The sequence below is a fragment of the Streptomyces sp. NPDC005070 genome, assembly GCF_053600395.1.
Window position 1 is genome coordinate 1 of the sequence record NZ_JBSFZS010000161.1, and the last position, 13,244, is coordinate 13,244.

Genomic DNA, 13,244 nt, shown 5'->3' on the forward strand with positions numbered 1-13,244 from the left:
TGTTTTTTTCAAAACTGTCCATCGATTGGGTATAGAGTAATGACGGTGTGGTGTTTGTGCTGTGACTCAGCACACCCGGCCCGGTGCCGTTAACGGCCACTAACCTGCTTCCATGACTGTGCATCTCGAAGTGGCCGAAGGCGTGGGCACCATCCGCCTGGACCGCCCTCCCATGAACGCCCTGGACGTGGCGACGCAGGACCGCCTCAAGGAACTGGCCGAGGAGGCCACCCGGCGGTCGGACGTCCGTGCCGTGGTGCTGTACGGCGGGGAGAAGGTGTTCGCGGCGGGCGCGGACATCAAGGAGATGCAGGCCATGGACCACGCCGCGATGGTCGTGCGGTCCCGGGCCCTGCAGGACTCCTTCACCGCCGTCGCCCGCATCCCCAAGCCCGTCGTCGCCGCCGTCACCGGATACGCGCTCGGCGGCGGCTGTGAACTGGCCCTGTGCGCCGACTACCGCATCGCCGGGGACAACGCCAAGCTGGGCCAGCCCGAGATCCTGCTCGGCCTGATCCCCGGTGCCGGCGGCACCCAGCGGCTCTCCCGGCTGGTCGGCCCCTCCAAGGCCAAGGACCTCATCTTCACCGGCCGTATGGTCAAGGCCGACGAGGCCCTGGCGCTCGGTCTGGTCGACCGGGTCGTCCCCGCCGACGAGGTGTACACCGCCGCGCACGCCTGGGCCGCCAGGCTCGCGCAGGGCCCGGCCATCGCGCTGCGCGCCGCGAAGGAGTCCATCGACGCGGGTCTGGAGACGGACATCGAGACCGGGCTGGCCATCGAGCGGAACTGGTTCGCGGGTCTGTTCGCGACGGAGGACCGCGAGCGGGGTATGCGGAGCTTCGTGGAAGAGGGCCCCGGCAAGGCGAAGTTCCTCTGATCCGTCCGCCGCGCCGGCCCGGGACACGGTGTCCGCCTCCCGGGCCGGCACGGCCGGTCTCGCCCCTGTCGTGCCCTCTCGGTCCACCCGCGGTTGACGCGGTGTCCGGCGGGCGTCCCTCGATGGGGCGCTTTATCGCAGGCTTAAGGCAGCCTTAAGCGAGCCTTGTCGAGAAGGGGTGGTGATTGCCCTCGACGGGCCCGTTCCAGCAGGTCGGACGGGCTCTCGCCATCTCCGAACTGCCTTTGGCATATGCCAATCGGATGGTGCGGAATGTCCCGTTCCGGGGGGCCCAATCCTCCCGAACGGCCCCGGAGGGGGCGCCGGACGGCCATGATGGGGGGCATGGCGGGGCTGGAGGGTATGGAACAGCCGCGGCGGCACGGAAGTGCGACCGCGGCGCGCTGGACACCTGCGGTCGAGGACGAACGGGCGCTCAAGGCACTGGAGTTGTTCGGCAATCCCACCGAGGGGGAGGTGCTGCTGCCGTCCCGCCCGGAGTCCGCGGCCACCGCGCGGCGGCTCGCCCAGGTCGTGGTCCTGCGGCACTGGGGCCAGTCCCCGAAGATGACCGAGGACGCGGTCTTACTCGTCTCCGAACTCGTGGGCAACGCCGTACGGCACACCGGTGCCCGCGTCTTCGGACTCCGTATGCACCGCCGCCGCGGCTGGATCCGTATCGAGGTTCGTGACCCCTCCCGCGGCCTTCCCTGTCTCATGCCCGTCCAGGAAATGGACCTGAGCGGCCGGGGCCTCTTCCTCGTCGACAAGCTCTCCGACCGCTGGGGTGTCGACCTGCTGCCCCGCGGCAAGACCACCTGGTTCGAGATCCGCGTCGCCGACCGCTGAGCCGCTCCGGTGGCTGACCCGCGCCGTCCGCCGACCCGTTCCGTCGGCCGACCCACTCCGACCGCCGACCCGCTCCGGCCGGGCACGCAGAAGCCCCGGCCGCGTGGCAGCCGGGGCTTGCGGGATGTCGCGGAACGAATTGGGGTGTGAACCGCGCCACCGGCGACAACCGTGGCCCGGGTCAATGGGTGGAGGTCGCATCGCCGACTATCGCAGACCCTGCCCATTGATCCAAAAGAGGGTCCGCGCTCCGCTCGGGGTCCTCCGCCCGGCCCGGGATCCCCGCCCGGCTCCCGGGTCGCGCCGTCCCCGTACGGTCCGAACGCCGAGGCGGTGAAGCGACCCGCACCACCACCCGGCCGGACCAATCGCCGGTTTTTCGGCCGAATCGCCCTTAAATGGTCCGGTGACCACGCCCGCCGAAGACCACGCAGCACCCGCCCCGCCCCGGCGCGCTGCCCTGCTTACGGGACTCGCGCTCACCGCAGGGACCCTCGCCGTCGGAGCGAGCGCGGGCTGCTCCGCCCCGCGAGCAACCCACCCGCACCGGCCCACGACGCCTCCGGCCGCGCCCAGCGCCCCCGCCGCCACGGCGACCCGCCAGGCCGCCGCGCTCGCCCCCCGCCGCTATCCCGCCCAGCCCCCCGAAATCACCCACGGCCCCCGCACCCACCCCTCCCGAGTGGCTCTCACCTTCCACGGCCAGGGCGACCCCGCCGTCGCGAAAGCGCTTCTCGGCGAGGTGGAGAAGGCCGGCGCCCGGGTCACCGTCCTCGCCGTCGGCACCTGGCTGGACGAGCACCCGGACCTCGCCCGCCGCATCCTCGACGGCGGCCACGACCTCGGCAACCACACGCTGAGCCACCTCGACATCAACGCCATGACGGCGGCGGAGGCGGCCGCGGAGATCCGGGGCTGCGCGGACCGGCTCAAGCGGCTCACCGGTTCGATCGGCACCTGGTTCCGGCCCTCCCGCAGCCCCCGGGCCTCCCCCCTCGTCCAACGCCTCGCCCGCGACGCGGGCTACCCGCACACGCTCTCCTACGACGTCGACTCCCTCGACTACACCTCGCCGGGAGCCGCCGCCGTCACCCGCAAGGTACTGGCCGAGGTCCGTCCCGGCTCCGTCGTGAGCCTGCACTTCGGATACGCCGGCACGGTCGCCGCCCTCCCCGCCCTTCTGCACGAACTCGACCGCCGCGGCCTCGGCGCGGTCACCACCACGGAGCTGCTGAGCTGATGCCGACACCACCCTCCTCCCCGCGCCGCGTGCTGACCGCCGGCGCCGCCCTCGCCACGCTCGCCCTCCTCGCGGGGTGCGGCGGTTCCTCCCCGGACCACGCCGGCCAGGCCCGCGGGACCACCAAGGCGGCCGTCCGGCCCGCCCCGGTGAAGAAGCCGGCCGTCCAGGGCCTGCCCGGCATGCCCCCCTTGCTGGACCCGGCGGACGTCTACGCCGCCGACCGTCCGGGCCGGCTCTCCCCGGTGGTCAAGGACTTCCCGTCCCGCGTCTACGTGCCCAACACCAACTCCAACACGGTCTCGGTCATCGACCCGAAGACGTACAAGGTCATCGAGACGATCCCGGTCGGCAACCAGCCCCAGCACGTCGTCCCCTCCTGGGACCTGAAGACCCTGTGGGTCAACAACGACCGGGGCAACACCCTCACCCCCATCGACCCGAAGACCGGCAAGGCGGGCCGGCCGGTCGACGTGCACGACCCGTACAACCTCTACTTCACGCCCGACGGCAAGTACGCGATCGTGATGGCCTCCCTCGACCGCGAGCTCGTCTTCCGCGACGCGCACACCATGAACACCGTCAAGACGGAACCGGTGAGCTGCTACGGCGTCAACCACGCCGACTTCTCCCCGGACGGCCGCTACTTCATCGTGTCCTGCGAGTTCAGCGGCGAGCTCCTGAAGGTCGACACCGAGCGGATGAAGGTCGTCGGCCAGCAGAGGCTGCCGTTCCACGGGGCCATGCCGCAGGACGTGAAGATCTCCCCGGACGGCAAGAAGTTCTACATCGCCGACATGATGGCCGACGGCGTGTGGATCCTCGACGGCGACAGGTTCACCCGGCCGACCCTGCTGCGCACGGGCAAGGGCGCCCACGGCCTGTACGTCAGCCGGGACTCGCGCGAGATGTACATCTCCAACCGCGGCGAAGGCACCATCTCCATCTTCGACTTCGCACAGAACCGGCTCACCAAGAAGTGGCACCTGCCCGACGGCGGCAGCCCCGACATGGGCGGAGTCTCGGCGGACGGCAAGGTCCTGTGGCTCTCCGGCCGGTACAACTCCGAGGTGTACGCGATCGACACCCACACGGGTGAACAGATCGCCCGTATCAAGGTCGGCAGCGGTCCGCACGGCCTCGCCGTCTACCCCCAGCCCGGCCGGTACTCACTCGGCCACACCGGAATCTTCCGCTGATCCGCGCCGGCGCTCCGCCCGCTCAGCGGGGCAGAAGCAGCGCCTCCGCGCCCACCGGCCGGTAACCCGCCGCCTGGAACGCCCGCAGACTGCGGGCGTTCCCCGTGGCCACCTGGGCCCAGACCGGCTCGCCGGCCAGGTGCCGCGCCGCCGACGCGAGTGCCCGGCCCAGCCCCCTGTGCCGTACCCCCTCGTCCACCTCCAGCGCGACCTCCAGACGGCCCCCGACCCCACGTCCGAGGACCAGGACCCCGCCCTCGGCGGCCCACGCCCGTACGCCGTCGCGCCGTCTGCGGGACCCCGTGATCCGGGGGTGGGCCAGGTCGTCGATCTCCGTCAGCGCGAGGGCCGCGGGGCCCGGGAGCGGGGCGGCGACGGACAGCAGGTCGACCGTGTCGGTCGCCCGCCCCGTCCGCTCCAGGAACGCGGCGAGGAAGCGCGGGTTCATGGTCGCCGCGAGCGCGTCGCAGTCCAGGGCCCCCAGCGCGGCGCGCACCCAGCCCTCGTCCTCGTCGGTGAAGACGACGGAGTGCGCGGAGAAGGCCAGGACGCCGGCGTCGCGGGGGCAGTGCTGGCGTACGACGGTGGTGGCGCCGTCGGGCGGCGGGAAGACCCCCCGGGCCACGTCGTCCAGAATGTCCCGCAGAGTTCCGGGCACGACCGCCCCCGCCGCTTGAGTCTCCACCCACTGGAAGGCCCAGGCTCGCAGACATGATCGACGACGGCACCGGACTTCTCACCATCGGCGAGCTGTCCCGGAGCACCGGCCTGAGTGTCCGCACCATCCGCTATTGGTCGGACGAGGGCGCGCTGCCCCCGGTGGCCAGGTCGGCGGGCGGCTACCGGCTGTACGACGCCGGCTCCGTGGCCCGCCTGGAGCTGATCCGGACCCTGCGCGAACTCGGACTGGGGCTCGGCGACGTCCGTGCGGTCCTGGCGGGCGAGCGGACGGTGGCGGAGGTGGCGGCCGCGCATGTGGCCGCGCTGGACGCGCAGATCATCCCCCAGTGCCCTAACGGCCTGGGGGTGCCCCCAGCTGAAGGTGACCCGGGCGGTGCTGTCGACCGTGGCACGACGTGGCGCGAGCGCACAGGAGACGACACTCATGAACAAGCTGGCGCGGCTCTCCGCCGCCGAACGCGGACGCATCCTCGACGACTTCATGGAGGAGACCTTCGGCGGCCTGGACACCACCGACCCCGACATCCGTACCCGGCTGCGGTTCCACGTCGGTGATCTGCCGGACGACCCGACACCCGAGCAGGTGGACGCCTGGGTGGAGCTGACCGAGCTGATCCAGGACCGCGGCTTCCGCGCCCGGATGCGCGAGATGATCGAGTTCAACGCGGAGGACCGGGGGCCGGACGTGCCGCCGGGCACCTTCCTGTGGTTCATGAGCCGGCTGGTGCACCTCGCGGGCGAGGCGCTGGAGCGGGGCGTCGACCCCGGAAGCCCGGAGGCGGACACGGTGCTGAGCGGTCTGCTCGGCGACGCGGACCGGGCCTCCGTGCCGGCCCGCGTGGAGTCCGCGGCCCATGCCGAGGTGGCCCGTTTCCGGGAGCTGAGCGCCGTGGTGCGCGGCCTGGACCCGCTGTCGGCGCACCGTGAGGAGTTCGCCTGGGTACTCGCCGCACTGCACGCGCACGCGGACCGTTAATCTGACCTCCGTACACAAGGCAGTAACGCACGCAGTGATGCACGACGAAGGGGCGGTCGGTGGCCGACATCGAGGAAGCACGCAAGCAGTTCGAGCGGATCGATTCGGACGGTGACGGATTCATCACCGCGGCCGAGTTCAAGGCCGCGCTCGCCCAGGGCGGCGACTGGAACGTCACCGAGTCGGTGGCGGAGGCCGTCATCGCCACCCGCGACCTCAACGGCGACAAGGTCCTCTCGTTCGACGAGTTCTGGACCCACCTGAACAAGTGACCCGGAAAGGGGGGACCCGACACGGGTCCCCCCTTTGCGCATCCCGGCCGTTCGGTGACGATCGTTCCCGGAGCCCGGAGCCCGGAGCCCGGAGCCCGGAGCCCGGAGCCCGGTCGCCCGTTCCCCCGTTCGCCGCGTCCGCGGAATAGGCCGCGCCGGACCGCAGTTGACGTCCCCCGACAGACGTATGCATGTGCATCGACTTCGGAGGGCATGTCATGAAGATCGGCATCATCGGCGCGGGCAACATCGGCGGCAACCTCACCCGGCGGCTCACCGCTGTCGGGCACGACGTCTCCGTCGCCAACTCTCGTGGTCCCCAGACGCTCGGAGCGCTCGCCGAGGAGACCGGCGCGACCGCTGTCACCGTCGAGCAGGCGGCTCAGGGCGCCGACGTCGTGATCGTCACGATCCCGCTCAAGGCCGTGCCGAACCTGCCGGACGGCATCCTGGACGGAGCCGCCGAGGACGTCGCCGTCATCGACACCGGCAACTACTACCCCCAGCAGCGCGACGGCAGGATCGCCGGGATCGAGGACGACGGCCTCACCGAGAGCCGCTGGACCGCCCGGCAGATCGGCCACACGGTCGTCAAGGCCTTCAACGGCACCTACGCCCAGGACATCCTCGACCGCGCCCGTCCGGCCGGCGCCCCCGACCGCATGGCCCTCCCGGTGGCCGGCGACGACGAATCGGCGAAGCGGCGCGTCCGCGGCCTCATCGACGAGCTCGGCTTCGACACCGTCGACGCCGGCGGCCTCGACGACTCCTGGCGCCAGCAGCCCGGCACCCCCGTCTACGGTCTCCAGGAAGGCCGCGACGCGGTGACGAAGGCACTCGCGGAGGCGTCCCCGGAGCGCTCGCCGGACTTCCGCGGCTGAGCGGCCGGCCCGCCACGCACGCCCACCGGCCCGCCACGCACGCTCACCCGACCGCCTGGCTCGGCGCGCCGGCCGGGAGAGCAGGGCGTGCGGGCGGCCGGCGGACCGTCGAGCTCTAGGCACTGCCCGCCCACGCGCGCAGGGCGGCCTCGGTCTCGAAGTCCGCGACGTCCCGGTCCACCGGCTCGGAGGTGTACTGGTGGAAACGCCACTTCGCCTGGATGCGCGGTTCGCCGGCGGTCACGTAGTCGGCGATCCACAGGCCGTCGCCCGCGTACGAGGTGGTGTCGATGTTCAGCCAGAAGTTCCGGTTCGTGTAGAGCACCACGCGGTTGTCCGGGCGGAGTTCCTTCACCCTGCGGATGAAGCGGTCCTTCTCCGCGTTGCTCGCGTGGGTGCCGTCGCCGGTGGTCTCCCAGTCGACGGCGAGCAGGTCACCCGCCTTCTCGGGGGCCTTGCTCACGAAGTAGGCGGCCTGGGCGCTGATGTTGCCGGGCCACAGGAAGTGGTAGAGGCCCACGACGCAGTCCGCGTCGCGGGCGGTCCTCACCTGCGCGGTGAGTTTGGGATTGACGTACGAGCGGCCTTCCGTCGCCTTGACGAAGACGAAGGAGAGGCCGGCGGTGCCGTACTCGGACGGCTGGTAGGCGCTGACGTCGATGCCTCGCAGCATGGGGGGAGCCTCCGTGCGTGGGGGGAGGGGGACGGGTCACGCGGAGCGCTGCCCGGTGACCGATGCCCGGCGGCCGTGGGGAACGGCCGCCGTTGTCCACGGGGCGGTCCGTCGAGGGACAACTGTCTTTGTGGTTCCCGCACTTCGCCCCCTCCACGCTCGTACGTGTGACCGGCACCCCGCGCCGGTCCGCACGCGCTGCCCCCACGCCGGGCCGTCGACCGACGGGCCGGCCCCTCGGGCGGGAGAAGAAGGCCGAAGAAAGTACAGCACCGCGGGCAGGCTCCGACACAGGCGGAAGTACCAGTCCCGAAGAAAGGTGCGGGGACCATCGTCCTATAGTCACCGGACCCCACGAACCGTCACATTGGAGACCACGGCGAGAAAACGCGCGAAGGTCATGACGGGAGTGATCGTGTCCGCCCAGATAGCAATTGATCCCGGCCGCTTCAGCCAGTTCGGTGAAGCCACCGGAAGCACCTTCTGTCTGATCACGAATTCCGAGCTGGTCGATCGGATCGAAGTCGTCCAGACGGCACCGTACCGGGAATTCCTCACCATCACGCTGGACGCCGGCGACCGGTTCGAGGAAATCCTCGAGAAGAGGATCCCGGAACCCGCGCACGTACTCGTGGTCTCGCCCCACAGGTTCTTCGAATCACCGGACCCCGATCTCGTCGGGCAGCGGAAGATCATGGGAATGGCGTGCAATTCGACGCCGACCGGTCTCGACGAGATCCGGCACTTCCTCGGTGTGATGGAACGGACCTCGGCGGCCGAGCAGGCGGCGTTCTGCGACACCTTCTTCGAACTCGCCGAGGACTCCGAACAGCTCGTGTACGCCGACCCCGTGCACGGCACCCGCGCCACCCTCGACCATCTGCGCGAGGGCCTGGTGTGGAACCAGCAGGCGGGACCGCTGGACTGGGGCGACCAGCAGATCGTCCCCTCCGGCGAGATCAGCGTGCTGCCCGTCGAGATCAGGGAGTTCGACGAGGCGCTGAAGCTGCCCCTGGAGGGCGAGATCACGCTGCGCGGCTACCCGATCCTGCACAACGGCACCCCCTCCTTCTCCCGGACCGACCAGGCCCGCATCCACGCACAGCTCTGGGCGATGCACGACAACGCGATCAAGGCCACCGTCGAGGACGGCAGGATCACGCGCCTTCAGGCACTGGACGCGGGAGCGGCGCCGGCCGTCGCGATGCTGGAGCAGATGTTCGCCGTGGACTCCCGGTACCGGATCGTCTGGGAGATCGGCCACGCGCTCAACACCTCGCACGACATCCTGCCCGGCAACCACGCCATGAACGAGGTGTACGGCGGTACCGAGGGATGTCTGCACTTCGGCCTCGGACTCACTCCGTACACCCAGTACCACCTGGACATCATCTCTCCCGACACCCGCGTGCTGACCAGCAATGGAGTCGCGGTGATCGGCCACCCGGACCACCCCACCGTGGAAAGGGTCGTGCCCCTCGCATAGCGGGTCACGACCACCCGGCCGGGGTGAACGCAAGGAAATCAACCCAACAGGAGGTGACTCCCCATGAAGAAGATCAAGGTGCAGAAGAACCGCAACTACCTGGGCACGCTCCTGGGCTGAGTACCGACCCGCGGCGGGGCAGTGAGCGTGCCCCGTCGCGGGGTTCCCCTTTTCCTCTCGTGAGGTTCCCGTATTTCTCTTCCAGGGAGTTCTCCGTGCCATCGCTTGACATCACGACGGGCGACTTCGACCAGTTCGGCCGGCCGGCCGGGACATTCTGTCTGATCACGAGCGAACAGCATGGCGACCTCGTTTCCCTGCGTTCCGGCGACGGATATTCCCGCGTGCTCCCGCTGACGCTTCCTCCCGGCATCCGCCTGGGCGAGCTGATCGAGCGGAGCGTCCCCGCGGACGCGCACGTGCTGGCGGTCTGCCCCGGGCGGTTCCTCGACTCGCCGACCGAGCGGGAGCTGGGCGGCCGCAAGCTCGCCGTGCTGCCGGCCGGATCCACGCCGCTGACCGACGAACACGTCCGCTACTTCCTGCGCACCGCCGCCCGCACCGACGTCGCCCGGCACGCCCAGGTGGCCGAGGAGTTCTTCGACCTGGTGGGCGACAGCGACCGGCTGACGATCGTCGACGACGTCTCCGGCACCGAGGCCGAGTTCGACCACACGGCCGGCGACTGCGTCTGGAACCAGCAGGCCGGCGTTCTGGAGGAGGGCGACCAGCAGATCTTCCCCTCGGGCAAACTGAGCGTCACCGCCGCCGAGATCACCACCTTTGCACCGGAGGCCCGGCTCCTCGGCCTCGACGGGGAACTGACCCTGCGCGGCTGGCCGATCGTCCACCGCCACCAGGACCCGGCCGACGGCGCCGACCAGCGGAGGCTGTTCGAAGCGCTCGCGCCGCTCGTCTCCAACGCCGTGACGCTGCGCGTCGCCGCCGGAAGCATCGAGAGCGTCACCCCGCAGACGCCGGGGGCGACGTCGGCCGCCGTGGAGCTGGAGAAGCTGCTCACCGACGATCCGCGCTACCGCGTCATCTGGGAACTCGGCTTCGGGATCAACACCACCACGGAGATCATCCCGGCGAACTGCGGCCCGAACGAGGTGTACGGCGCCACCGGCGGTGTCGTGAACCTCGGACTGGGGATCACGCCGGCCACGCGCTTCGCCCTGGCCTTCCTCTGCCCCCGCAGCTCACTGGTGACATCGGACGGCACCGCCGTCCTCGGCGCCCGCAAGGCGGTACGCCGCGGCCGGATGCAGCGCGTCTCCAGCGCGAGCTGCGGCTGCCACTGACCCCGACTGCCACTGACCCCAAGGAGGGAAGCACGCCATGACGATCAACTCCGAACTGCGCAAGAAGGTCGACGCGGTCCTCGACACCTTCATCAAGGACTTCTACGAGACCGTCCCCTACGCCCAGCACCAGAAGAACGCCTCCGAGCTGAACCTCGACTACTACAAGCGGCACAACATCGAGACGATCCTCAGGCTGCGCCGCAAGCGGACCGTCGACGCGCTGGCCATCAAGTACTTCACCAAGGTGGACCCCGTGCAGGCCAAGGCGTGGGCGCACTACACCGACGACGAGATGCTGCACGACCGGCTGTTCGCCGCCGACCTCGCCAAGGTCGGGGTCACCAAGGACCAGATCTACTCCACGGAACCCCTGCTCTCCACCAAACTCCTCACCGGATACCTCCAGTTCGGCATGGAGTTCGAGGACAGCCCGATGGCGCTGATCACCAGCGTGTACTTCGTCGAGTACGTCACCACGCGCACCCAGCCCGACTGGCTGGACAATCTGGGCGACGTCCTCGGCGAGGAGAACGTCAAGGGCGCCCGCGCCCACGTCAACACCGACCTCGACGACGACCACGACGACTTCGTGTGGCGCGTGCTGTCCACGCTGGTCCACTCCGAGGACGACGAGCGCAAGGTCGTCGAGCACCTCCACAACGTCTACTGGCTGTGGAAGCTCTACTTCGTGGAACTGCACCAGCTCACCGTGCTGGGCAAGAGCGACGCCCAGATCCCGCTGCCCACCGCCTCCGAGGTCTGAGCGGGGCAGCGGTGGCCGACGACGACCGAGCCACACGGCCCGGCGGGCGGTCCGGGGTCGAGGTACTGGCCCTGCCGCCCGGCCGGGAGCTGCCGAGCGGGACCGAGAAATGGATCGTGGACGGTCTGGTCCTCGCCATGCCGGGACTCCACACCCGGCAGCTCTTCACCCTCCGCCGCGAGATGCTCACCGACGCCGAGTACGTCGTCGTCGGGGTGGACCGCGAACGCGACCGGGTCGTCTCGCTGCTCACCTCCCGCTGGGCCGAGATCCCGTCGGGGCGGCCCTGCCTCCACATCATGATCCAGTTCGTGGGGGACGCGTACCGGGGCGCCACGGTCTTCAAGGAGAGCTGGGCGCTGCACTTCGCCCGGCTGCTCGCCGACGGCCGCCCGTTCCCCGAGGTGATCGCCCTCAAGACGTACAACCCCGTGGCGTACTGCGCGATGGCGGCGTTCAGCGGCCATCCGGACATCGGCATGTACCCGGACCTCGCGGGCAAGGACGACAGCCAGGAGGCCCTCGCGGCCGAGGTGGCCGCGGCGCTCGCCCCCCGGGCCGCGTTCGACCCGGCGCGCGGGGTCATCCCGGGCATCGGCCGTCCGCTCGACCTCTACCGGGAACGGCCGCTGAGTCATGTGCCCGAGGCCAACCGGCACTTCGCCGAGCACACGGAGCCGGGGGACCGGGTGCTGTGCCTGCTGAACGTGCCCACGCGGGCCGGGGCGCACGCGATCCTCACGGCCCTCGGGGTGCCGTTGCCCTCCGGGCGGAGCTGAGACCAGGCAGTCGGGCAGTCAGGCCCTCCAGGAACGCGAGGCAGCGATGGCGGACACATCGGACACATTTCCCCCCGACTACTCCCGGGCCCGCGCCGCCTTCCTGGGCGCCGCGGAGGAGGCGGACGCGCGCCTGAGGACCTTCACCCTGCCGGGGCACCTCGGGCCCGACGGCGGCGAACTCTGCGTGGACACCGCTTACCTGGGGCCGCCCGACCCGGCGAAGCTCCTGGTCACGGTCTCCGGGACGCATGGCATCGAGGGCTTCTGCGGTTCGGCCTGCCAGACCGGCATCCTGCTGCGGGAAGGCGCCGCGAAAGCCGCCGCCGGCCCCGACACCGGCGTCCTGCTGGTCCACTCCCTCAACCCCTACGGCTTCGCGTATCTGCGGCGTGTCAACGAGGACAACGTCGACCTCAACCGGAACTTCGTCGACCACGCCGCCCCGCCGCACAACGACGCCTACGACGCCGTGCACCCCACCCTGGTGCCGGCGGACGCCGCCGCGTTCGTGCCCGGCGACCTGGTCGCGGAGCTCACCGCGCTCCGCGGCCGGCTCGGCGCGCAGCACCTCCAGGAGGCCGTGACCCGGGGCCAGTACCGCCACCCCGACGGGCTGTTCTACGGCGGACGTGCCGCGGTCTGGTCCCGGCGGGTGTTCGCGACGGTGGTCGCCGAGCAGATCGCCGGCGCCGGCCACGTCGGCTACATCGACCTGCACACCGGGCTCGGCGACCGCGGGGCCGGCGAGCCCATCTTCCGCGGCGGCCGGGACGCGGACGCCCACCAGCGGGCCCGCCGCTGGTACGGCGACGCGCTCACCGCATCCGAGGAGGGCACGTCCTCCTCCACGCCGATCGTCGGCAATACGGCGACCGCGGTGGCGGACGGCCTCGGCCCGGGCGGCCGGCTGACCGCGATCACCCTGGAGTTCGGCACCCAGCCGGGCCCCGAGGTGCTGGTGGCGCTGTGCGCCGACGCCTGGCTCCACCGGAACCGTCCGCCGGCCGACGCGGTCCGCTCCGGGCTCAAGCGGCTGATCCGCGACGCCTTCTGCCCCGCGGAGGACGCCCGTTGGCGCGAGCGGGTTCTCCAGCGGGCGCGCGAGGTCTTCGACCAGGCCCTCAGCGGCCTCGCCGACGCCAAGCCGGGGGAGCCCGGCTGACCGGCCCGCGACCTCGCCCCTCGGCACTCTCCTGGAAGGAGCGGGCTTCATCGCCACCCCGCGCGGACTCCGCCTTCGCGCCTGACCGGCCGC

General features: G+C 70.9%; 13 protein-coding genes and 1 pseudogene. 12 read left to right on the top strand and 2 right to left on the bottom strand.

Features of this window, described 5'->3' with window-relative positions; all coding sequences use genetic code 11:
* The first annotated feature begins 112 nt into the window (after nucleotides 1–112).
* From ACWEBX_RS33350 to ACWEBX_RS33365, 4 genes are all read left to right on the top strand, one after another.
* Complete coding sequence (locus tag ACWEBX_RS33350; protein ID WP_451888507.1) at nucleotides 113–880, top strand: enoyl-CoA hydratase/isomerase family protein; 768 nt, start codon at nucleotides 113–115, stop codon at nucleotides 878–880.
* 345 nt (nucleotides 881–1,225) lie between these two features.
* Nucleotides 1,226–1,729 carry an ATP-binding protein gene (locus ACWEBX_RS33355; protein WP_451888508.1) on the top strand — a complete coding sequence of 168 codons (504 nt, stop codon included), beginning with the start codon at nucleotides 1,226–1,228 and terminating at the stop codon, nucleotides 1,727–1,729.
* 406 nt (nucleotides 1,730–2,135) lie between these two features.
* On the top strand, nucleotides 2,136–2,969 hold the full coding sequence (locus ACWEBX_RS33360; RefSeq protein WP_451888509.1) for a polysaccharide deacetylase family protein: 834 nt from the start codon (nucleotides 2,136–2,138) through the stop codon (nucleotides 2,967–2,969).
* Nucleotides 2,969–4,168, top strand: coding sequence for a YncE family protein (locus ACWEBX_RS33365; RefSeq protein ID WP_451888510.1), 1,200 nt, complete (start codon nucleotides 2,969–2,971; stop codon nucleotides 4,166–4,168). The genes ACWEBX_RS33360 and ACWEBX_RS33365 overlap by 1 nt, the downstream gene beginning before the upstream one ends.
* 22 nt (nucleotides 4,169–4,190) lie before the next feature.
* On the opposite strand, the gene ACWEBX_RS33370 is transcribed toward ACWEBX_RS33365, so the two are convergent.
* The gene (locus ACWEBX_RS33370; protein ID WP_451888511.1) at nucleotides 4,191–4,826 is read right to left on the bottom strand and encodes a GNAT family N-acetyltransferase; all 636 of its coding nucleotides are present in this window, start codon (nucleotides 4,824–4,826) and stop codon (nucleotides 4,191–4,193) included.
* A 53-nt stretch (nucleotides 4,827–4,879) separates the two neighbouring features.
* Between ACWEBX_RS33370 and ACWEBX_RS33375 the strand changes: the two are divergent.
* The 3 genes and pseudogenes from ACWEBX_RS33375 to ACWEBX_RS33385 all read left to right on the top strand — a co-directional run bounded on the left by ACWEBX_RS33375 (nucleotide 4,880) and on the right by ACWEBX_RS33385 (nucleotide 6,978).
* Nucleotides 4,880–5,825, top strand: a pseudogene (locus ACWEBX_RS33375) (helix-turn-helix domain-containing protein).
* Nucleotides 5,826–5,884: 59 nt separating this feature from the next.
* The gene (locus tag ACWEBX_RS33380; RefSeq protein WP_451888512.1) at nucleotides 5,885–6,097 is read left to right on the top strand and encodes an EF-hand domain-containing protein; all 213 of its coding nucleotides are present in this window, start codon (nucleotides 5,885–5,887) and stop codon (nucleotides 6,095–6,097) included.
* A gap of 218 nt (nucleotides 6,098–6,315) precedes the next feature.
* Complete coding sequence (locus ACWEBX_RS33385) at nucleotides 6,316–6,978, top strand: NADPH-dependent F420 reductase (RefSeq protein WP_451888513.1); 663 nt, start codon at nucleotides 6,316–6,318, stop codon at nucleotides 6,976–6,978.
* A 115-nt stretch (nucleotides 6,979–7,093) separates the two neighbouring features.
* On the opposite strand, the gene ACWEBX_RS33390 is transcribed toward ACWEBX_RS33385, so the two are convergent.
* Nucleotides 7,094–7,651: a glycoside hydrolase family 25 protein gene (locus ACWEBX_RS33390; RefSeq protein WP_451888514.1), complete on the bottom strand. Its 558-nt coding sequence runs from the start codon at nucleotides 7,649–7,651 to the stop codon at nucleotides 7,094–7,096.
* A 400-nt stretch (nucleotides 7,652–8,051) separates the two neighbouring features.
* Here ACWEBX_RS33390 and ACWEBX_RS33395 point away from each other — a divergent pair, with 400 nt between their 5' ends.
* From ACWEBX_RS33395 to ACWEBX_RS33415, 5 genes are all read left to right on the top strand, one after another.
* A complete protein-coding gene (locus ACWEBX_RS33395; protein WP_451888515.1) occupies nucleotides 8,052–9,137 on the top strand; it encodes a hypothetical protein in 1,086 nt (361 codons plus the stop codon).
* Nucleotides 9,138–9,352: 215 nt separating this feature from the next.
* Nucleotides 9,353–10,441, top strand: coding sequence for a hypothetical protein (locus tag ACWEBX_RS33400; RefSeq protein WP_451888516.1), 1,089 nt, complete (start codon nucleotides 9,353–9,355; stop codon nucleotides 10,439–10,441).
* Nucleotides 10,442–10,478: 37 nt separating this feature from the next.
* A complete protein-coding gene (locus ACWEBX_RS33405) occupies nucleotides 10,479–11,207 on the top strand; it encodes a hypothetical protein (RefSeq protein ID WP_451888517.1) in 729 nt (242 codons plus the stop codon).
* An 11-nt stretch (nucleotides 11,208–11,218) separates the two neighbouring features.
* Nucleotides 11,219–11,986, top strand: a complete 768-nt coding sequence (locus tag ACWEBX_RS33410; RefSeq protein WP_451888518.1) for a hypothetical protein — start codon at nucleotides 11,219–11,221, stop codon at nucleotides 11,984–11,986.
* Between the two features lie 46 nt (nucleotides 11,987–12,032).
* Nucleotides 12,033–13,151, top strand: coding sequence for a M14 family metallopeptidase (locus ACWEBX_RS33415; protein WP_451888519.1), 1,119 nt, complete (start codon nucleotides 12,033–12,035; stop codon nucleotides 13,149–13,151).
* Nucleotides 13,152–13,244: the final 93 nt, after the last annotated feature.